18 protein-coding genes and 1 tRNA gene are annotated in these 20,444 nt (G+C 49.1%); 9 read left to right on the forward strand and 10 right to left on the reverse strand.

The window, feature by feature from the left end; genetic code table 11:
* Positions 1-404 precede the first annotated feature (404 nt).
* Complete coding sequence (gene trpS / locus P9L94_10205; GenBank protein ID MDP8244442.1) at positions 405-1,397, forward strand: tryptophan--tRNA ligase; 993 nt, start codon at positions 405-407, stop codon at positions 1,395-1,397.
* Between the two features lie 85 nt (positions 1,398-1,482).
* The gene (locus P9L94_10210; protein ID MDP8244443.1) at positions 1,483-2,598 is read left to right on the forward strand and encodes an L-dopachrome tautomerase-related protein; all 1,116 of its coding nucleotides are present in this window, start codon (positions 1,483-1,485) and stop codon (positions 2,596-2,598) included.
* An 85-nt stretch (positions 2,599-2,683) separates the two neighbouring features.
* Here the strand turns inward: P9L94_10210 and P9L94_10215 are convergent, their stop codons facing one another.
* The 3 genes from P9L94_10215 to shc form a co-directional block, all read right to left on the reverse strand.
* A complete protein-coding gene (locus P9L94_10215; protein MDP8244444.1) occupies positions 2,684-3,187 on the reverse strand; it encodes a DoxX family protein in 504 nt (167 codons plus the stop codon).
* A 117-nt stretch (positions 3,188-3,304) separates the two neighbouring features.
* Positions 3,305-4,315, reverse strand: a complete 1,011-nt coding sequence (gene hpnH / locus P9L94_10220) for an adenosyl-hopene transferase HpnH (protein MDP8244445.1) — start codon at positions 4,313-4,315, stop codon at positions 3,305-3,307.
* Between the two features lie 618 nt (positions 4,316-4,933).
* Positions 4,934-6,856, reverse strand: a complete 1,923-nt coding sequence (shc, locus tag P9L94_10225) for a squalene--hopene cyclase (GenBank protein ID MDP8244446.1) — start codon at positions 6,854-6,856, stop codon at positions 4,934-4,936.
* Positions 6,857-7,129: 273 nt separating this feature from the next.
* On the opposite strand from shc, the gene P9L94_10230 reads away from it, so the two are divergent.
* A complete protein-coding gene (locus tag P9L94_10230) occupies positions 7,130-8,437 on the forward strand; it encodes an alpha-L-fucosidase (GenBank protein MDP8244447.1) in 1,308 nt (435 codons plus the stop codon).
* Between the two features lie 185 nt (positions 8,438-8,622).
* Here P9L94_10230 and P9L94_10235 read toward each other — a convergent pair whose 3' ends face one another.
* From P9L94_10235 to ricT, 3 genes are all read right to left on the reverse strand, one after another.
* A complete protein-coding gene (locus P9L94_10235; GenBank protein ID MDP8244448.1) occupies positions 8,623-9,348 on the reverse strand; it encodes a PmeII family type II restriction endonuclease in 726 nt (241 codons plus the stop codon).
* Positions 9,349-9,350: 2 nt separating this feature from the next.
* Positions 9,351-10,178 carry a site-specific DNA-methyltransferase gene (locus tag P9L94_10240; protein MDP8244449.1) on the reverse strand — a complete coding sequence of 276 codons (828 nt, stop codon included), beginning with the start codon at positions 10,176-10,178 and terminating at the stop codon, positions 9,351-9,353.
* Positions 10,179-10,263: 85 nt separating this feature from the next.
* Positions 10,264-11,076 (reverse strand): regulatory iron-sulfur-containing complex subunit RicT, encoded by an 813-nt coding sequence (gene ricT / locus P9L94_10245; GenBank protein ID MDP8244450.1) that lies wholly within the window; start codon positions 11,074-11,076, stop codon positions 10,264-10,266.
* A gap of 193 nt (positions 11,077-11,269) precedes the next feature.
* Here ricT and rimO point away from each other — a divergent pair, with 193 nt between their 5' ends.
* The 4 genes from rimO to P9L94_10265 all read left to right on the forward strand — a co-directional run bounded on the left by rimO (position 11,270) and on the right by P9L94_10265 (position 15,449).
* Positions 11,270-12,661, forward strand: coding sequence for a 30S ribosomal protein S12 methylthiotransferase RimO (rimO, locus tag P9L94_10250; GenBank protein ID MDP8244451.1), 1,392 nt, complete (start codon positions 11,270-11,272; stop codon positions 12,659-12,661).
* Positions 12,625-13,209 (forward strand): phosphatidylglycerophosphatase A, encoded by a 585-nt coding sequence (locus P9L94_10255; GenBank protein ID MDP8244452.1) that lies wholly within the window; start codon positions 12,625-12,627, stop codon positions 13,207-13,209. The genes rimO and P9L94_10255 overlap by 37 nt, the downstream gene beginning before the upstream one ends.
* A 30-nt stretch (positions 13,210-13,239) precedes the next feature.
* Positions 13,240-15,300, forward strand: a complete 2,061-nt coding sequence (locus tag P9L94_10260; GenBank protein ID MDP8244453.1) for a hypothetical protein — start codon at positions 13,240-13,242, stop codon at positions 15,298-15,300.
* Positions 15,301-15,375: 75 nt separating this feature from the next.
* Positions 15,376-15,449: transfer RNA gene (locus tag P9L94_10265), tRNA-Arg, on the forward strand.
* A gap of 177 nt (positions 15,450-15,626) precedes the next feature.
* Here the strand turns inward: P9L94_10265 and P9L94_10270 are convergent.
* Positions 15,627-16,631, reverse strand: a complete 1,005-nt coding sequence (locus P9L94_10270; GenBank protein MDP8244454.1) for a nucleotidyl transferase AbiEii/AbiGii toxin family protein — start codon at positions 16,629-16,631, stop codon at positions 15,627-15,629.
* A complete protein-coding gene (locus P9L94_10275; protein ID MDP8244455.1) occupies positions 16,624-17,238 on the reverse strand; it encodes a DUF6088 family protein in 615 nt (204 codons plus the stop codon). Before P9L94_10275 ends, P9L94_10270 begins: the two co-directional genes overlap by 8 nt.
* A 445-nt stretch (positions 17,239-17,683) precedes the next feature.
* On the opposite strand from P9L94_10275, the gene P9L94_10280 reads away from it, so the two are divergent.
* Positions 17,684-18,205, forward strand: a complete 522-nt coding sequence (locus P9L94_10280) for a zeta toxin family protein (GenBank protein MDP8244456.1) — start codon at positions 17,684-17,686, stop codon at positions 18,203-18,205.
* A complete protein-coding gene (locus P9L94_10285) occupies positions 18,202-18,369 on the forward strand; it encodes a hypothetical protein (GenBank protein ID MDP8244457.1) in 168 nt (55 codons plus the stop codon). The genes P9L94_10280 and P9L94_10285 overlap by 4 nt, the downstream gene beginning before the upstream one ends.
* 183 nt (positions 18,370-18,552) lie before the next feature.
* Here P9L94_10285 and P9L94_10290 read toward each other — a convergent pair whose 3' ends face one another.
* Both P9L94_10290 and P9L94_10295 read right to left on the reverse strand, forming a co-directional pair.
* Entirely contained in the window at positions 18,553-19,482 is a 930-nt protein-coding gene (locus P9L94_10290) for a DUF932 domain-containing protein (protein MDP8244458.1), read from the reverse strand.
* A gap of 197 nt (positions 19,483-19,679) precedes the next feature.
* Positions 19,680-20,444 (reverse strand): PD-(D/E)XK nuclease family protein (locus P9L94_10295; GenBank protein MDP8244459.1); only part of this gene is annotated, 765 nt, incomplete at its 5' end.

Here is a 20,444-nt window from a genome sequence, read left to right on the forward strand (position 1 = left end):
CTTAAGGGGTGGCAAGGGCAAGGCGTCGCGAAGCGACGGCAGCCCTTGAGATATTGCTTGAATGTATCGCTTTGTTTGTGCTGTTCTGAGATCCCCCCTGGCGCTTTCAGCGCCGTCCCCCCTTAAAAAGGGGGGGGGCTACGAGCCTGAAGTCAATGACATTGGCTTCAGTGCGGGCTTTTAAGCCCTTATGCACAGGCGCTCCCAGAGTTCCACCTATGCCTGATTGGTTCGTCAATTTTTGATACGCCGGAGCCCGTTTCTGAATCAAAATCATGCCCATCCATCAATGTAGGTACTCACTTACCGGATGAACCTTTTTTATTATTTCACAACCCATGACCTCTGCGCTCATTGCAATACAATAGACCTTCATACCTGCAACAACATATAAGGAATTTTCAATGACAAAGAAACGCGTTTTTTCCGGCATTCGCCCGACAGGCGAAATTCACCTGGGCAACTATTTCGGCGCACTGCGCAATTGGGTCGATTTGACTGATGCGTATAACTGCATCTATTGCGTCGTCGATTACCACGCCATCACCACTCCGTTCGACGCGAAAGACATGCCCCAAACCGTGTTCAACAGCATGGCGTCTCTGATGGCGATTGGCTTGTCGCCTGACAACTGCTCGCTGGTGGTGCAATCTGACATTAAAGAACACACCGAACTGGCGTGGATTCTCTCCTGCATCGCGCCGTTGGGCCAGATGGAGCGCATGACCCAGTTCAAAGAAAAATCCAACCAGTCGCCGGAACATATAAACCTTGGTTTGTTGTCATACCCCGCGTTGATGGCGTCTGACATCGTGGTCTACCGCGCCGAGGCCGTCCCGGTGGGCGACGACCAGATTCAGCATCTCGAATTGACCCGCGACCTGACCCGTAAATTCAATAACGCTTACGGCGAGTTTTTCCCTGACCCGGAGCCGATCTTATCGAAGACCCCGCGTTTGATGGGCCTCGACGGCAAGTCCAAAATGAGCAAATCATTGGGCAATCACATCTCGTTATTTGAAGAGCCGGAAACGCTCAACAAAAAAGTGATGACCGCCGTCACCGACGAAAACCGCAAACGCCGCACCGACCCGGGCGACCCCGATATCTGCAACATCTTCGCCCTGCATAACATCTTTTCAGCGAAAGAAGAAATTGAGACAATCAATACCGAATGCCGCAGCGCGGGCATCGGCTGCGTCGATTGCAAGAAGATGTTGCTCAAGCAGGTGGAGCCGTTTATTGAACCATTCCGCACGAAGTACAATGAGTTGCAAGCCAAGCCAGACGAAGTGAAGACAGCTTACGCAGAAGGCGCGGCCAAATCGCGTCCGTTGGCGCAAGAAACCATCGCCGGCGTCAAAGACCGCATGGGCCTGGGTCGGCATACGCTTTGATTCACAAAATTTCGGGAAGAATAGAATCACAATAGCCAACGCGGTCCGCGCTACGAGTTCTTATTGATTCAATTGGGAGGCCAATATGAAATTGATTCTCACAACGATTATTGCATCCATCACTTTACTGATTTCAACCGCTCCGGCTCTCGCCGCTGAGTGGGAAGAAGGCAAGTACCCCTACGAAATCGTGGCGGAACTCGACCAGGCGCCGGGCAACATCACCGTCACACCCGACGGGCGCATCCTGTTTAGCATGATGCAGTTTTTTGAAACCAATCTACGCACCGGTGAATGGAAAGACGGCAAGATTGTACCGTTCCCTGATAATCAATGGGCCATCGGCGGCGCTAAGAATGCGATCTCTCACGACACCACCCTGGGCATTCAATCTGACCCGCAAGGCATCGTCTGGATTCTCGATAACGCAGAGCGCGGACAAACCCAGCAAAAACTGATCGCCTGGGATACGCGCACGGACACGCTGCACAAAATCATTTACCTGTGCGCTCCCGTGGTTGTTGAAGGTTCATTTTTGAACGATCTTTCCGTTGATACTACGCACAATAAGATTTTTCTCTCAGACACAGCAGGCGACAAAGCCGCGCTGGTTGTGGTGGATATCAAAACAGGCCATGCGCGCCGCGTACTCGAAGGCCACAAGAGCGTCTTGCCGGAAGACATCGACCTGGTGATCGACGGGCGCGCCTGCGCCAGCCTCGACCCCAGCGGCAACCCGGTGCGCCCCCGCGTAGCCGTCAATGGGCTTGCGCTCGGCCCGAAGAACGAATGGCTCTACTACGGCCCGTTTTCTTCGCACAGTATGTACCGTATCCGCGTCGCCGATTTATTGGATGAATCATTGACCAACGGCGCGTTATCAAAACGGGTGGAACGCTATAGCGAGAAGCCGCTGAGCGACGGCATGGGGACCGATTCGGAGGGCAACATCTATCTGACCAGCATCAGCGATAACGCGGTGGGCGTCATCACCCCCGACCGCAAGTATAAAGTCTTGTTCAAAGACGACGCCGTGGTGCACTGGCCAGACGGCATGAGCTACGGCCCTGACGGGTATATGTATATCGTCGCCAACCAACTGCACCTCACCCCGCGCATGAACGCGGGCGTGATGGAAGCCAAGCCGCCCTATTATATCATCCGCTTTAAAGCGCTGGCGCCGGGAACCATCGGACGCTAAGCAAAAGAGAATCGCGAATCATTATCGAACAATTGATTAAGCGCGTCGGGAGAACCTCCCCGGCGCGTTTTTTATTGATACCGGTTCATGCTTCCCTTGAATCAGTATTTCCGTTTTTCATTTTGTTATAAAAGCGAAAGTCCAACGAACGTCTTCCAGCGCCGACAATGAACAAAAACAATGAACCAAGCAACATACAAAAGTCCGTACGCGCCTCATGCGCCATGCTCCAGAAACCATACCGCTTCAGGCTTTTCAGTGAGAATATCCAGAACTCGCTGCCGAGTAGAATCGGGAGTTTGGTTGAGAAGATGGCGACGCACATAATCAACATGAGAACCAAAGCCGCCGCGCGAGTGAATAGCCCCAGAAGAAGCAGCGCCCCGCAGAGTATCTCCATCCCGCCGACGAACGGCCCCATGATCTCCGGCAGGGGGATGCCGATCTTCACAAACCGCCCCGCTCCAACAGAATCTGCATACAAAAACTTCTGAATGCCTTCCGAAAGAAATACGCTTCCGACCATCACCCTGATTATGATGGTTGATGCGGCGTCATTGGTTTTTAGGATTGTTTTCAGACGGTTCATTGCATCCTCCCCTTTAAATCATTATGTCACCAAAAATGACTTATGCTTTAGAAATAAAAATGGGAGAGTCGATTTCAACTCTCCCATTGGTTGCCAGAATTCAATTGTGCGTTTGGCTTACCCGAACATGCTCCAGGCGACCACGCGCATCTGGTCTTTAAAGGTCACGCCTTCGCCAATGGTGATGGTCGGCTCAAAGCCGGAGTGCATCTTACAATCAGTGCAGCGCGGGTCTTTACCGGGGCCGAGGCTGTCCCAGTCGGTTTGTTCCATCAGTTCGTCGAAGGTCTCGTAATATTTATCGCGAAGCACATAACAGGGGCCTTGCCACCCTTTCACCGTCATGTTGGGGCTGGCGAACGGCGAACAGGCCAAGTCGCGCTTGCCCTGCAAAAAGTCAGTATAGATCGGCGAATTGTTGAATTTATATTTGCTGACGCGCTTGTTGTCGGAGAAGATTTTTTGGAACACTTCTTCCATCTGCTGACGACGCAAGCCCGCTTTGCCTTTGTCGCCTTCTTGCGGATACGCGCCGGAGATCAGCATACCGTCGACGCCCTTTTGATGCAGATACTGCATCATATCGACAATCTCGTCAGCGTTGGTTCCATTAAAGACGGTGGTGTTGGTCGAAACGCGATAGCCGCGCACTTTGGCTTCGTCGATGATTTCCGCCACTTTTTTAAAGACGCCGGGTTGATCGACCGCCCAGTCGTGGGTTTCTTCGAGACCGTCGAGGTGAATGCTGAGCGAGAGCCGGTCATGGGGCGGGATGCGGTCCCAGTATTTGTCCATGAACATGGCGTTGGTGCAAAGGTAGATATACTTCTTGCGCTTGATGAGCTCTTGAATGAGTTCATCGACCTTTTTGTACACCAGCGGTTCGCCGCCGCACACCGAGACAATCGGAGCGCCGCATTCGTCGACCGCGTTGAGGCACTCTTCCACCGTCAGGTCTTTGGGTTTTTCGCGGTGGTATTCTTCAATGCGCCCGCAACCGACGCAATCCAGGTTGCAGCGTAATGTGGGTTCTAACATCGTCACCAGCGGAAAGCGCTTGCGGCCTTTCATGCGCTGCTGGATCAGGTATTTCACGACCGTCGTATACAGCACCAACGGAAATCTCACGCGGTATCCTCCAATAAGGGGTTAGCCAGTATGCAAGCCGAAAGTTTACTCGAACGGGTATTTTTCGCAACCGGCGGGAGACGCGGCGAGTACGCGCCTATCTCCAGAGAACTAGGTAATCTAAGCAAGATGAAGTGTGGGCATCAATGGGAAAATATCAGAGCGCACCCTTTCGCGTTGTCCTGAACCTCTGCCCGGAACGGCCATGCAGAAAATTGCGCTATTTTATTCAGGCTTGTGACTGGGAGCCCCAATTTTTAAGGGGGGGGGGGAAGGCGCGATCGCGCCAGGGGGGATTTCGATTTTTGCATAGGATTTGCAATAACGGGCAATTCAGTCATAGGGTGAGTCGCGCTTTATAAAGGTGGGTCAAACTTGACCCGCCCTACAATACTTTAGTGCTCGGTCAGATTAAATATACAGCCCTGTTTTTAATCCCCCCAAGTTTTAATGAAACCAATATCGTTGCGGTCAATGCCCCTTTGAAAAAAGGGGGGGGGTGGCGCTGTAGGCGCCGGAGGGGATTTTGATTTTTGCATAGGATTTGCAATAACGGGCAATTCAGTCGTAGGGGGAGTCGCGCTTTATAAAGGCGGGTCGAACTTGACCCGCCCTACACTAAAATCCTTTTAACTCTTTGTATTGGCCCAGCGCCATCAGCGGGAAGTAATTTCGATAGCCGGTGTAGCGCAGGTAGAAGACCTTAGGGAAGCCGGTCCCGGTAAATTCGACTTCGTCCCAGTCGCCGCTTTCTTTCTGGCGTTTGAGCAAGAAATTGATGCCGCGTTCGACAGAGTCATGCTCAACGTATCCAGCGCCCATCAGCCCCATCACCGCCCATGCGGTTTGTTCAGGGGTTGAAGGGCCTGAGCCGCGCAGACTGGGGTTGGCGTAGGTTTCGCAGGTCTCGCCCCATCCGCCGTCTTCGAGTTGATAGTTCAGCAGCCACTCGACGCCGCGTTTGACCGCCGGGTCGTCAGGCGAAATACCAATCTGGCTGAATCCAACCAGCGCCTGCCAGGTTCCATAAATATAATTGACGCCCCAACGCCCATACCATGAGCCGTCCGGTTCTTGTTGTTTGCGCATGTATTTGACTGCGCGGGCTGCGGGCGAAAAAGTCTGGTCGTAACCGAATTCGCCCAGCATTTCTAACACGCGTCCTGTGATGTCGGCGCAGCTGGGGTCCAACAACGCGTTGTGGTCGGCGAAGGGAATCAGGTTCAACACTTCTTTGTTGTTATCAACGTCGAACGCCCCCCAGCCGCCGTCGGAACTCTGCATTGACAGCAGCCAATCAAAAGCGCGTTTAACGCAAGCCTGGCGGCGCTGGTCGTCGGGGATGCGGACGCCGTTCAACGCCATCAAAATCTTGGCGGTATCGTCGGTGTCGGGATAATAATCGTTGTCAAATTCAAACGCCCAGCCGCTGGCGGGGCCGTAGGGGTTCTTGATCTGCCAGTCGCCGCGGATGGTGACTTCCTGATTGATGAGCCAATCAGCCGCTTTCACGACTTTGGGGTGATTCACTGGGGCGCCCGATTGTTCAAAGGCGCGCACCACCATGCCCGTGTCCCAAACCGGCGAGAAGCACGGTTGGAACCAGAGGCGGTCTTCGAGTTCGACCTTGAGCGCCATGAATTCATCGTAGGCGTTCTGGAAGGTGGGGTGATCGTGGTCGTAACCCAGGCAATCGAGTGCGATGACGGTATTGAGCATCGCGGGGTAAATCGCCGCAAGCCCGCCGCCCCGGCTCATGTGTTCGAGCATCCAGTTTTCAGCGCGGCGTAACGCCTCACGCCGGGTGAATGGCGCGATGAAGCGCTCTGAACGCTTATAGATTGCGTCAATGGTGAAGAAAAACGTGCGCCATGAAAAGGTGTCGCGCAATGACTTGCTGGTAATGCGCTTGCCCCACCAGTTGCTGACATCCACGGTTGCGGGCGGCTGCTTAATTGGTTGACGCGCCCAGATGATGCTAAGCGGCACCACAATGGCGCGTGACCAGGAAGAAATTTCGTAAATATTAAAATAAAACGACGTGGGCAAGAACATCAGTTCGGGCGGCATGGAGACCAGTTGGTTCCAGGGGTATTCTCCAAACAAGCCCAGATAGAAACGCGTATAGCTATTGACTTCATGCAGCCCGCCGAGGCGTAGGATGCACTCTTCGGCTTTGATATAGGCTTCGCTGGTTTTATCAACGCCCGCCAGTTGCATGGCGAAGGCGCATTTTACGGTAATGTTAAGTTCGCTGGGGCCGCCGTGATAGATGTTCCAGCCGCCGTCTTCGAGCTGGGTGTCGAGAATCCAGCGGATGGATTTCTCTTGCAAATCAAGGTCAACTTTATCAATGTAATGAGCGAGGAAGAGATAATCAGCCACTAACGAAGAGTCAGCTTCGAGATCAAAGCACCAATACCCGGCGCTTTTTTGGACCGAAAGTAAGTAGTCTTGAGCGGAATTGATGGATTGTGTTATCCATTGCGCCCGATTCCCAGGTGTCGTAGGGCCTGATGAGGAAGAGGCGTATGTGACCATTCGCGAGAGAACTCCTTATCTCTACATAATTCAGCATCATAAAGGAAAGCAATAAAGCAATTTACTCAAATTTATCATAATTGACAAGCCAAAGATGAAAGAAAAACGAGGCATTTTGATGGTTTAAAATCTTTTCGGATTGCTGAAAACTCAATTTTTATTAGAAAATGTGACCTTTTTCTTCTCTAACATTGATTTCTGGATTGTTTTTATGAAAGAATCCCTGAATAGATTCTACAAATATTACGGCCCATACGCTATTGGAGATAAAACATGCGGCGCATAATTTTTAGCTTATTTGTAATCATTCTGCCTCTATTTACTGCTACAGCGTTAGAACCTGAGGTTGAATCGAGAAACAAAGCGGAACGCGAAGAATGGTTTATGGACGCGGGGCTTGGCCTATTCATCCATTGGAGTCTGGACAGCCAGATTGGCTCCGTCATCAGTCATTCGATGGTTGGCGCGTCTGAAGAATACCTGAACCGCTACATCAACGAATTGCCTCAATCGTTTAATCCCACAAAATTCGATGCCGAAGAATGGGCGATTCTCGCCAAACTGGCGGGATTTCAATATGTCATGTTCACAACCAAGCATCACTCAGGGTTTTGTATGTTTGACACCAAAACAACGCCATTCAATATTATGAACACGCCCTACGGAGACGATGTCACCGCCGATATCGTCAAAGCGTTTCGCAAACACGGCATCGCTGTCGGTTTTTATTATTCGCCGGATGATTTCTACTTCCTGCATCAACAGGGGACGCCGATTTCACGGCGCCGCCCAGGCGTTGCCCCGCACGAAAACCCTGATTTGTTGAAGTATGACCAGGCGCAGCTGCGTGAACTACTCACGAATTACGGCCCGATTGATCTGCTGTTTCTTGACGGCCCCGTTTTAGGCCTAACCGACCTGTGTTGGGACCTGCAGCCCGATACGATTATCACACGCGGCGCGATGCAAACGCCGGAACAACACATCCCAAAGCAACCCATCCCCGGCCCGTGGGAAGCCTGTCTGACCATGGGCACGCAATGGCAATATAAACCCACCAATGAGGAGTATAAATCCGGGACGCTTTCGATTGAAATTCTGATCGAAACCCGCGCCAAAGGCGGCAACCTGCTCTATAACATCGGCCCCAAACCCAATGGGGAGATTCCAGAAGAACAAGAAGCGCTCATGCGTGAATTGGCTTTATGGAATTTTGTGAATGAAGAAGCGGTGTTTAACATACGCCCCTGGGTGGTCACCAACGAAGGCGATATCTGGTTTACGAAAAAGAAAGATGAAGACACCGTCTACGCCATCGTCACCAAGACGCCCTGGAAATATGGAGAGAAGAAAACATTTTCGCTGAAGTCGGTCAAAGCGACGGACGAGACCGTGGTCAGCGTATTAGGGCAGAATAGCGAAGTGTTAGAATATCAGCCAGACGTGATTCCGAAAACAGAATGGAGCCAGGACGAAGACGGCCTCCACATCAGCGCCTATCGCGCGCAACGCTTATACAACGATAAAAAATGGCCGAACCCGGTTGTGCTTAAAATCACCAATGCTGAAGCGGTGGAGTAGAAATTTGACTTGAGGGATAGCGCGGGTATATCTCTGTTCGCTTCGGTGCGGGCTTTCAAGCTCTTTGCACAGGCGCTCCCAGAGATACGCATGCGCCATCAGTAGAAATTCTTTAGTCTGTTGAATTGCTGTATTGCGAACTTGGGGTTAATTTTTTCTTGCGATGATTTCGATTTCGTCGAGGATCATTTTGATGAATTAAACTCAACTAATTTGCCCCAATCAATCACTCCATCAGTGCAAAACTCTTGTGAGAACTCTAAGGTAAACTGGTTTATAACTTTTGCATAAGCTTTTGCAAATTGATCGTTGCGGCGCTTCGCTTTATCGCCCAAGGGCTCGATGATTTTCGTGTAGAGATTTTCGTCGCCGGAGATGAATTCCCAGAAGGCTTGCCCGCAGAACTTGAAGTAACCGCCTTTTCTATATCCAGGATGAGAACGGCCATAACAACAGCCATTGATGGCAACAATTTCTTGCTGGGGATTATTGGTATGATATATTTTTTTGGCGTGTTCAAAATCATCAATCATATTTCGAATTTGCCCGCTGTTCCCCCAATTTGGGCCTGACTTGATTGAAACCACATAGCGTTTGCCGTCGCGGTCCATTTCGAGGTCAATTCCCTGACTGCTTGATTTTCGACCACCGCTTGTTTCACTAACGAAAATCGCAAGTTGTTCAAGAAATTCTCCAAAGATGGTTTCTTCTTGCGACGACAACCGCGCATCAAGAATGGTACGGACAAGGTCACTGGCTTGGAGGATGTTTTTTGCTTTAAACAGGTAGGGATTTTTGCGTTTTAATACGTCATTTAATTTTAGTTTTTCTAAACTCAGCAAACGCCGCTGATGAAAATCGCCGATGTTGCCAGATATAAACTCACGTATTTTTTTATGCAAATCATCCATGATTAAATCAGCGTAAGTTGACCGTTGCGTTTGATGGATTTCTTAACCATTGAAAAATAATCATCGCGAATCTCGATGCCAACAGAATTGCGCTGAAGGCGGTTTGCGACTCGTAATGTAGTGCCCGAACCCATAAAAGGGTCTAAAACCCAGTCATCTTCTTGCGTGAATAATTCAACAAAAAATTCAGGCAATGTTTCGGGGAAAGTTGCGCTATGGTTTTTATTAGCGCACTCCGTCGCCAGGTGAAGCACATTGGTGGGGTAAACGCGGTCGCGGTTCACCCAATTGGAGATGTTCTTACCGAACCCGCTTTCGACTTTTGACTCATCGCGGGTTTTGTCTGTTTCGCTCAAATTTTTCAAGCGTGTTTTTGACCAATCTCCAATTGGAACCATTACCTTTTCTTGATACATATTAAATTTCTTTGACTTATTAAACTGAATCAGTCTCTCCCAAGAATCGCGAAAACGGTTCGGCCATTTTCCTGGATAGCAGTTTTTTTTGTGCCAGACAAACTCTTCCGTCCAGAGCCAGCCGCGCTTGCGCATCTCTAAAATTATTTCAATCACATAGGTGTGTCGTTCTCCATTCGAGACCCGCTCTTTGATGTTGAGCACAAAGGTACCGTCGGGTTTCAACACACGGAACAACTCATCCGCAATGGGCATAAACCAGTCTTTGTATTGATTTGGAGGAATACCGCCGTATGTGGCTTTACGCGCATCAGCGTAAGGTGGGGAGGTAAATATCAGATCAATTGATTCATCGTCAAGTTTGTTCAGTTTATCCTTGCAGTCGCCATGATATAACTGAATATCCAAGTCCATGATTGTATATGACTCGCTACTTTTTTATGATGTCTTCAGGATTGATTGAATTATATCAATGGCTAAACAAAAGTACAATAACTATCTAATTTTTTCTTGCGATGATTTCGATTTCGTCGAGGCGGAAGGGCATGACCTTTCCATCTTCAAGTTGGACGTTGATGGTATTGCGGACATAGTTTAAGTGTCCGGTCATGCCTGCGCCGTAGGGAGTCGAAACCTTCACGCCGGGTTTGGGAAACTCGCGGCGGGCGGAAACGTAATCATTGGTCTCATACGAAAGGCAACACATCAGGCGGCCGCATAAGCCGGAAATTTTGCTGGGGTTCAACGCCAGGTTCTGCTCTTTGGCCATGCGGATGGTAATTGGTTCAAATTTGCGCAAGAACCGTGAACAGCAGAGTTCCTGACCGCAGATGCCGAAGCCGCCGATTTTTTTGGCGCGGTCGCGGACGCCAATCTGGCGCATCTCGATGCGGGTGCGAAACTGGGCGGCCAAATCTTTGACCAGGTCGCGAAAATCAATGCGCTGTTCCGCCGTAAAATAAAAGCGCAGTTTCTTACAATCAAAGGTGCGTTCGACCGCCGCCAGCGCCATGTCCATATCGCGTTCGCGAACGCGGTCTAAGCCAAATTGATAGGCTTCGCGTTCGAGTTCGCGGTTATGTTTCACCACGTCAAAATCGTCGGCGGCTGCGGGCGAGACATAAAAAACCTCTTCTTCGGGCGGCAGTTCTTCTTCCCAAAGATAGGGGGCGGTTTTGATTTTTGCGAGTTCTTTGTCGCCTTCACACTCGACCAAACAAAATGTGCGCGGCTTTAACTCAGGAATATTATTGTCATCGCGAAAACGCGCTATCACGCGCTGGTCGCGTATTTTGACGTCAACTACATGCATGGCGTTCAGTTCGTTTCAAATTACAGAATTCGCTGTATCCTATTATGATTCAGGTATAAAATACTGACAATCATAAGATTTGCAACGGCGACGCCGCAAATAGACTCTCTGGAATGCCCCGGCGCCGCTGCTATAATTCTCCTTCTTCTTTGCATCGCGCAGAAATCCGTCGAATGAAAGTTGTGCGTTTTTTATGGTTTCGTATCAATCGAACCAATCGGCGTCCCCCTCAGCCGCTCCCGAAGGGCGCGTGTTGAAATATCATCTCACTTCGCTGGGATGCCCCAAAAATCTGGTCGAAAGCGAACAGATGATGGCTGAACTGGCCATCTCCGGCATGGTGTTGGTGCATGATCCCGAAGACGCCGATCTGCTGATCGTCAACACCTGCGGGTTTATCAACCCCGCCAAAGAAGAAAGCATCGAGGTCATTTTAGACTTAGCGGAAAGCAAACAGCGCAACCCCGGCCAGCGCCTGATGGTGGTGGGCTGTATGGTGCAGCGCTACCGCGAAGATATGCAGAAGGACATTCCCGAAGTCGATGCTTTTGTCGGCGTCGAAGACCGCGAGGCGTTTCTCACCCAAGCGTGGCAAGCGCTGGGCAGCAAGCCCATCAACGATCTACCGCCGCATTTGCCCTACCAGCCGCGTTTGTTGACCACCCCGCCCCACATGGCGTATCTGCGCATCTCGGACGGGTGTTTTCATACATGCAGTTTTTGCGCGATCCCCAAAATGCGGGGAACGCTGGTTTCGCGTTCGATTGAAGAGAACGTCGCCGAAGCCAAAGCGCTGGCGGCGGGCGGCGCCAAAGAGTTGGTGTTGATTTCACAAGACACCACCTCCTACGGCATCGACTTATACAAACGCCCCGCCATCACCGAACTGCTGGCTGAACTCGAAAAAATCGAAGGCGTCGAGTGGATCCGGCTGATGTATTTGTATCCACACCTGGTTGACCGCCGACTGGTCAGTTATTTCGCCCAAAGCGAGAAACTGGTTTCCTATATCGATATGCCGATTCAACACGCCCACCCGGACATGCTCGACGCAATGAAGCGCGGCTCGACCGACGTGCATATTCGCAAGGCCGTCGAAAATTTGCGCAACGTGCGTCCTGATTTGACCGCCCGCACCACGGCGATTGTCGGCTTCCCGGGAGAAAAAGCCCATCATTTTGACTATTTAATGCAAATGCTGGACGAATGCGACTTTGACCGCATCGGGGTCTTCCCTTACTCAGATGAAGACGGCACCCCGGCGGCGGATATGACCGAGAAAGTCTCGCAGCGCATCATCGACAAGCGCTGTCAAAAAGTGATCGACTGGGCCAGCGAGCGCCAGCGCAAGAAGAACGAACGCTTTCTGGGCGAATCGCTCAAGGTGTTGATCGACTCGAAAGACGTTGAGGGCGAAGGCTACTGGGGGCGCTATTACGGCCAGGCGCCGGACGTAGACGGACAAGTATTCGTTCGCGCACAAGACCTCACCGTCGGCGAATTTGCTTCAGTACGAATCCATGAGGCGGATGAAGACAATTTGTATGGATGCCTCAGCACGGAAGTTATACCCAATCAACCATGAAATCAGCCCGAATTAAACGACCGCCTGACTTATCGAACGCGACCTTCACGCAACGGTTCGCGTATTTTTTCGCATCGACCTTCTACACCGGCAGCCTGCCCGCGTCTGGAACCTGGGGCGCATTGGTGGCTTGGGCGCTGCATGTGTTTTTGTTCCCCGATGCGTTTACGCTCGAGAACGCCTGGCTGGGCGCGACCATTTTTCTCGTCGTGACTGCGTTTGGCTTCTGGTGTTCGGACGTCGTCGAAAAAATGACCGGCGACAAAGATGACTCGCGGGTGACCATCGACGAAGTCGCGGGCTATTACATGGCGGTGCTGTTCGTCCCGGCGGGGTTGGAATACACCATCCCGGCGTTTTGTCTGGCGCGGTTTTTTGACATCATCAAACCGCCGCCCGCCAACCAGTTACAGAACCTGCGCGGCGGCGCCGGGATCATGGTCGACGACCTCATCGCCAGCGTGTACGCCTTGATCTGCATCCATATCTATGTCGCAATGGGCTGGGGAGAGGCGGTCAGGAGCATCTTGACGCCTGTTTCGTACTAGAAGCCTCTTCGATAAAATTCGACCGCGACCATGAACGAAGACGCAACAAAACGTAAATACGAATTCCCGCCCTGGCGCGTTTCCCATTGCGTCTGGCTAATGGTTTGCTTGTTGGCGGCGGCAGTCTTTTTAGGGCGCACGCTGCATTTTGAAATTCAAGACTCCGAATGGTTGTTGTTTGAAATCGCTACCGATAATTTTTCTTTCCCCTGGAAGTTATTAATGAAATACCCGCTAATTTGCGGGCCAATGTTTGGCGACAGAGAGCCGATGACCGTGTATTACCTGGTCTATTGGCTGCACACGCGCCTGTTTGCGGTCAATCCGTTCTTTCATCAATTGGCGTTGGGCGCCTGGTGGGCGGCGGTATTCTGTTTTTTATTCATTTGGAACCGACGCGACGGACGAACTCTCGCGGGCGTAATCGCTGTGTTGTTGTTACTCAGCATGAACGCAGCGTGGAGCGTATTGCTCACAAAAAACACGTTAATACTTCTATGCCCATTGGTGTTTCAACTCCTTGCGCTGTATTCGTTGCGAAAGTCGGTTGAGAATTCTTCGGTATTTTCAGGGCTCCTCTTTTTGCTATCGCTGACCGCGGCGGCGTATGCTAATTGGCAAGTGCTGTTTACGTTCCCGTTCGTCGCGCTGGCATATGTTCTGTTTACCCAACACGGCAGCCGGATATCCAAAACGTCGTTAATGGTCTTCATGCTGATCGTCACCGCGGCGTTGTTTGCAACCAGTTCGGTATTCGCCCATCTCCCATCCTATTTTGATAAACTTCCCAGCCAGGGCGAATTGTTAAATAGTTTGGCTTATCCCGCCCAAGCGTTGTTTAGCCAGCGAGTCATCGTCGGCTTGACGTTGCTCGCAGTGACCATTGCGTTAGCGCGTTCCGGCGTCACGGGGTACATCGCCCTAGTGTTGAGCGCGCCCGCGATTGCGGCGATTTATTTCGCTTGTCGCTATTACAATATCCCGGTGTGGGCGGCGTATGCGCTGGGCATGGCGTTTTACGTCAACCTGCTATGGCTGACTCCCTGGCGACGCAGCCTTGCCGTTCCGCTAGCGTGGTTTTTGTTGTCGTTCATTCGCTGGTATCTATTTGTCGGCAGTGAATTTTTGCACCACGATATGGATGAACGTCTTTTGCTCAGCACCTGTTATCTGGAATCAGGCGTCGCGCTAGCGTGGTTGCTTGGCGTCACCTTATCGAATATCACTGCGCCTGGGTTTGCGTGCCTACTCAACATTCGCCTGCGTTTTCGTTACGCATGTCGCATGCTGGCAGCATTGCTGGTTGTCATTGCCTTGCCGATTGCGGTTATGAAAGCATTCGGCGACTTTGATCAAACCGTCGCCAAGTCCGAAGCCGCATACCACACGCCCTACAAATTGGCAATGCAAAAAATGGCGGCGGACATCCGGGCGACTAAAGGGATAGACCTGACCTCTTACCACGGAAAAGCAGGACGCTTGTTCCCGAAACAAGTCCAGCAAGAACTTTACTCTGATGCGATGAAAGACCTCGGCAATAAAATTACCCTCGAAGCGTATACGGGTCATACATACTTCCATGGACCGCGAGAAACCTATAGTGGAATTAACGTCGAAAATGCGACCCCGGCAGCGGGAACGGAACGCGACCCGTTCTTCATGCCGCAACAATGGCGTGGGGTGGAACTGAGTACCAAGGATGGCTACAACCCCGAGCCGCTGGCGGTAGTAACAAAACAGAACGAACCATTAACAACCTTGACGCCGTCAGCAACGGTGGTCGGACATGACAACTTCGTCATCACCGGGTGGGCGACAAGCGACGCATGGCAAAATGTCGGCGTCCTTACGCTGACCATGCATCAACATGACCGTGAGTTCTTATGGGACAAAATCGAATGGCAGGACAGCCACCCTGGCTCGAACACAAAGCGCTTCGTGATTGACGCGTATGACGCGACGATATTGCGTACGCCGGAGCATCTTTCGCAAACGATTGAGTTGAATTGGGGGTTGAATCCGATCGCCGGTTTTGAGGGGCCGGTCGAGGTAACGATTGACCACGCAACTCTTTATATTCCAAAACCCTAAATCTGTGTTATTGCACTTGGTCGGCAAGCGCCAGCGGGATATAATCCTCACTTGCTTATAGACGAAAAGATCTACGCGCCGATGGCTCAATTGGATAGAGCACCTGACTACGGATCAGGAGGTTGCAGGTTCGAATCCTGCTCGGCGCATTTTATTTTACTAGAGTTACGGTTTCCCTCCAAAACATGGTGTCATCACATAGTCATCAAATGGACGAAAAGTTGGATTTTGGCGACTTAGTTTTGATTTAAGTCGAATAACAGCAATTCACTGGTTTAGCAAATTACGAAGCCTTTTTTTATATACAACTAATATCTCGAATACGTCTATTCACCATTAAGATTATTAATATCCTCTTCCAACCGCTGTATTTCTTCCATTATTTCTTCCCACGATGGCGAATCTCCAAAAAACATAGGCATCATTTTTTTGTAGTCGCTACGGAGTTCAATTTTACCCTGATTGGTTGGCGTCAATTTGAAAGTTCCTACTTTAGCATCTTCATATTTCGCCCAAGCAACGTAGTAGAATTTACTCTTGAACCTAACTACATCCGATAATAATTTCAGGTCGTTTAGAGCATCTTTTTTTACGGGGCTCTTAGCCAAGCAGTACATATCATAGTAATGTCGTGAAAAATGTTGCGGCATAATGTCGGTACGATGAGCCTGCTGATGTAGGATTGTCGCCTTTTCCCAAAATGAGCGTTCGGCCTTTATCACTTTTACTGAGCATTGTGGATTTTCAAATACACGAGGGTAGTCTTCTGCTGAATAGGGTTGAATTTTATGATTTTCTGTAGGAACCCATGACGCGAGTGGGCCAATCTCCAATTTTATTTCAGGGCGCAGTGCTTTAAGATCGAAAGCCGCTGGATATTCGACATTGATTACTAATTCATCTTCTGTTGATACAGACGCATTGACGCTTGGAACCGATGCCATTCTTTCCTTCAAGTGTGGTTCAAACGTGCCAATCAGATAATTTTGCGCCTTTTGATTTACTTCTTGATTAAAACGGTTTTGTTGTGTGTTAGAGGGCTGATCGCTCCATGGATCGTTGTTTTCATCGTCATATCCTAATAGTTTCCAGTTCAAGACAAGGTCAATATCTTCAGAAAAACGCTCAATCAAATGATAAACTTTAGAAAGAGATGTTCCGCCTTTAAAAACAATATTATTGCCAAGTAATGACGAAGAAAATAACTTTTGCAATGTCCAGCACACCCAAAAATCCTTTTCAATAATGGCAGGATTCCAACCTCGAATAGATGCCGATGACTCAAAAATTTCCTTTCGTTCATTGTCTTTTAGCATGGCGACCTTATCCATTGATTTCCTCCCGACAGATACGTTTAAGAGCGTCATAGACCCACCCTGTCACCCCTTTTGTATCTTTGAGTATCAATGTTCGTTTATTTTTTGGTAACCAATTTCGCATTTGCTTCAAAACATGTTCATTCACATGGTTCTTTCCTATTTCTTTTAATCCTTGCACAAGGATGGCGCTAATTTCATGATTTAAAGCGGACTCTTTAAGAGATTGGTGTTTAAACAGAAGCGTGGTCTCACCTACCTGATATTTGCGATTGGGTCCATCTGAGAGATAAACAAATTTACTTGGTACTTGGGTTGAAATTCCCATGAGGTTTAAAGATACAGCACCACCGGGTTGAATTCGCCAACCAAACTTACGTTCTAATGCTCGCGCCACTTTGTGGATATCAGGCGGCATAGGTTTTTGAAGCAGATCGCTGTATCTTGGATAGTCGTAAATTCCCCGCAAGACTCTTCGAATCGTTCCTTCCTGGACAAGACGATGCAATACCCAATGGATAGTAGCCGTCTTAGCAATATCCACAAATTCAATCTGGGAAAAAGCCCATCCCCTACCATTACCGTAAACTCTACTAAGTATTATTTTTTCAGTTGTTTGCATGGAATTACCTTCGGATAGTTTCAAAGGAAAATATAGCATTTTTATTTTGAAAACACAATAGATTTTTCCATCATGTCTAGACTTCTCAAACGATGACGATTTACAAACATAAGAGTTATTTGTACCACCAGAAACAATTTCTCAAACTGTGATGAATTACACTCATGTAACCTTGGTTACATGAGTGTTTGTGTTGCGGCGGATTGCTCTCAAACTGTGATGAATTATACTCGATGCGATTGAAAGCCTATCACAAAAGCCGTTGTGGATTGCTCTCAAACTGCGATGGATTACACTCATGTAACCTTGGTTACATCACTGTTTGTGTTGCGGATTGCTCTCAAACTGTGATGAATTATACTCGCGTCAGCGGTGGTATTGACGAACTCGTACAAAAAACTCATGAACCATTGCTACCGCGCTTAATGAATGGGGAGTTAGTGGTATGAGTGAGCAAAAGATCGTCATCATTGCCGGTCCGAATGGAGCAGGTAAAACGACATTCGCGCAAGAATACCTGCCAAATGAAGCCGGGTGCCCCACATTCATCAATGCAGACCTGATCGCGTATGGGTTTTCTCCATTTCAACCAGAAGCCGCCGCAATCCGTGCAGGAAAGTTCATGCTGAATGAAATCGACTCATGCGTACGTCATAAAAAAAGTTTCGCTTTTGAGACCACCTTGAGCGCTAAGATTTATAGTCGGAAAATTTCTGACTGGAGAGAATACGGATATCGGGTAAAATTAATCTACTTAAGTCTTCCTGATGTTGAGATGGCCTTGGCCCGCGTGGCCGTTCGCGTAGCGCAGGGCGGACATCACGTTCCCGAAGACGTAGTCCGCCGACGCTATCACGCGGGATGGAACAATTTTCAGACGTTGTATAAACCAATTGTAGATGTTTGGACACATTATGACAATTCAGACCAACGTCCGGTTTTGATAGATCAAGGAGAGAACAATTGACCGAACCCATTAAAACCATCAACGATAAAGACATACAAAATGTCGAACCCGCGCTGATACGAGCGGCTGAACGAGCGCTTGAACTAGGGCTGAAAAATAAAACCCCGGTCTATGTCTGGAAAGAAGGAAAGATCGTAGATTTGACCCTTCAACAGAAAGCATGACACCCGCATATACCGAAGACGAACTTGTGCAAAAAACCACCGCTGATTATCTGTAACAACAACTCGGTTGGGAATTGGTGTATGCATACAGCATTGAAGATTTTGGTTCTGCATTGGACTTAATGGATAGGCAAAAAAACTGCGTAATATTCATTCGCAGAGTACGCAATGCAATGAGCAATTTCAGTTCAACATCGCCAACACCATCCCACCCGTGCGTTGTAATCCAGCGCTTTGTTCCGCATTCAATGGATCATATTGCGCTGCTTTGGTGTAAGTATTCACGATATGGAACATACTATCGCCCTGTTCCTGTGGATACGCCCACTCCACCGCTTCAATCTGCCGCTTGTCGAGTCCATAACGTGAGTTGAACGATCTCAACGTGGATTCAGAATCCACGACAGGACTGTTGATTGATATCTGCCATGAGTTGCGCGAATCTTGCAGCGAATAATTCACGTTTTCCAGTATGCTTGGAAATTCATGCAAGACGCGATCCGAAATATGCCGATACGATGAATCAACTGACGTTCGTGATATGAGTCCATTGGTACAAACCAATCGCAGACAGAACGCTGATATGGTCAGTGACGATACGCCAACTTCGGAATTGACAATGGAGATTCCAGGTTGAATCTCATCATTCTTTTTAACATGAAACGCATTTTCACGATCTGGAATACTCAGCAGCAGCATTTCATTATCCAGTTTGCATTGCACCGGAGTCCTATCGACGAATCTCTGCTCTCTCAATTGCTGCAACACAGCCAAATGGTCTACTGGCGTATAGCGTGGTGTGAAGATTGCGCGAACAGAGTCACCGTCAAATCGCAGAAACAAGCGTTCGTTGCGTTCTTTCGGTAACCAGGTGTTCAGATTGATCTGCTGCAAATCTGTGTCGCATCGCTGCAAGTATGATAATGGAACGCCAAGACGTTGAGCGATGGTGCGTTGCGCTGCTGGTTGAAGTTGGTGTTTGCTGCCGGATATTTCTATCGTACTGAGATCAACGAACTCCATGTCAGTCACTGGAATCAGATCGTCCCAATGAGCAGCAGATTGTTCTTCAAGCACTTCTTGTACTTTACCAAGCGTGGTCATTGAATTCATGGCAGTATTCTCCTATTTGATTTTTTGTGAAATTGACCGTAATGACCGTAAGCACCGTAATGGCCTATGGAATATTCTCGCTGAGACCTATGACAACTTTTGACAGGTCAATTTGAGGGATTTCGAAAATGGCAGCAAAACTAATGCCGAAAAATGCCTAATGTATTAGGTATTCAGGTTTTTGTTCATAGGATGAGTCATAGGCCGCTGAACCATCTATCGCAATGGTTGCGAAACGAGCAATAACCGCATTTCCAGGTGCCATCGTGAGGTACAAACGTGTTGTTCTGTATCGCTTTCCAGACTTCCTGAACCTTCTTCACCATACGATTTTCATCCTGTTCCGTTCGCACCGTGTAATACTGCGCAAACTTGGGTGTCTTGGTTTTAATCATGCAATCAAATTTCAGCAGTATCTCATTGGCGTCAAATCCACACCGTCTCGCAGCCATGTAGTACAGCGTGAGTTGCAGACTGGAGTCGATATCGGCTTTGGAATACGCTTTGGATGCCGTCTTGAAGTCGGTTATGATAACCAACCCGCTGGAATCCACTTCCACCAGATCAATGATGCCGATGATCGGAATATCCACGCCCTCAATCTCAAACGAAAATGGCATTTCCACATTCAGTACGCGATAGTCTTTGAAGGAGAAGTTTTTGAAGTAGACGGTAAGCAACTGCTTGCTGAGTGTAATCAGATCATCTGGCGATTCATCTTCATTGAAACGGTAGTTACGGTCTGATTCGAGTTCTTCTTTCCAGTGATAATCAAAGCGTTCATGCAGAAAGTCTTCCGTCTTACGATGGTTTTGTTGTCGAGCCAGATGAAAATCTTCCAGCGCTTTATGTATGCAAGAACCTACCAGTAATGATGCTGAATGTGATTCTGACTTAATGCCATCCACGCGACCAAATTTGTACGACAAACCGCAATCCAGATAATCATTAATGGCTGATGC

Origin of the sequence: Candidatus Hinthialibacter antarcticus, assembly GCA_030765645.1 — a bacterium.
Classification (GTDB): domain Bacteria; phylum Hinthialibacterota; class Hinthialibacteria; order Hinthialibacterales; family Hinthialibacteraceae; genus Hinthialibacter; species Hinthialibacter antarcticus.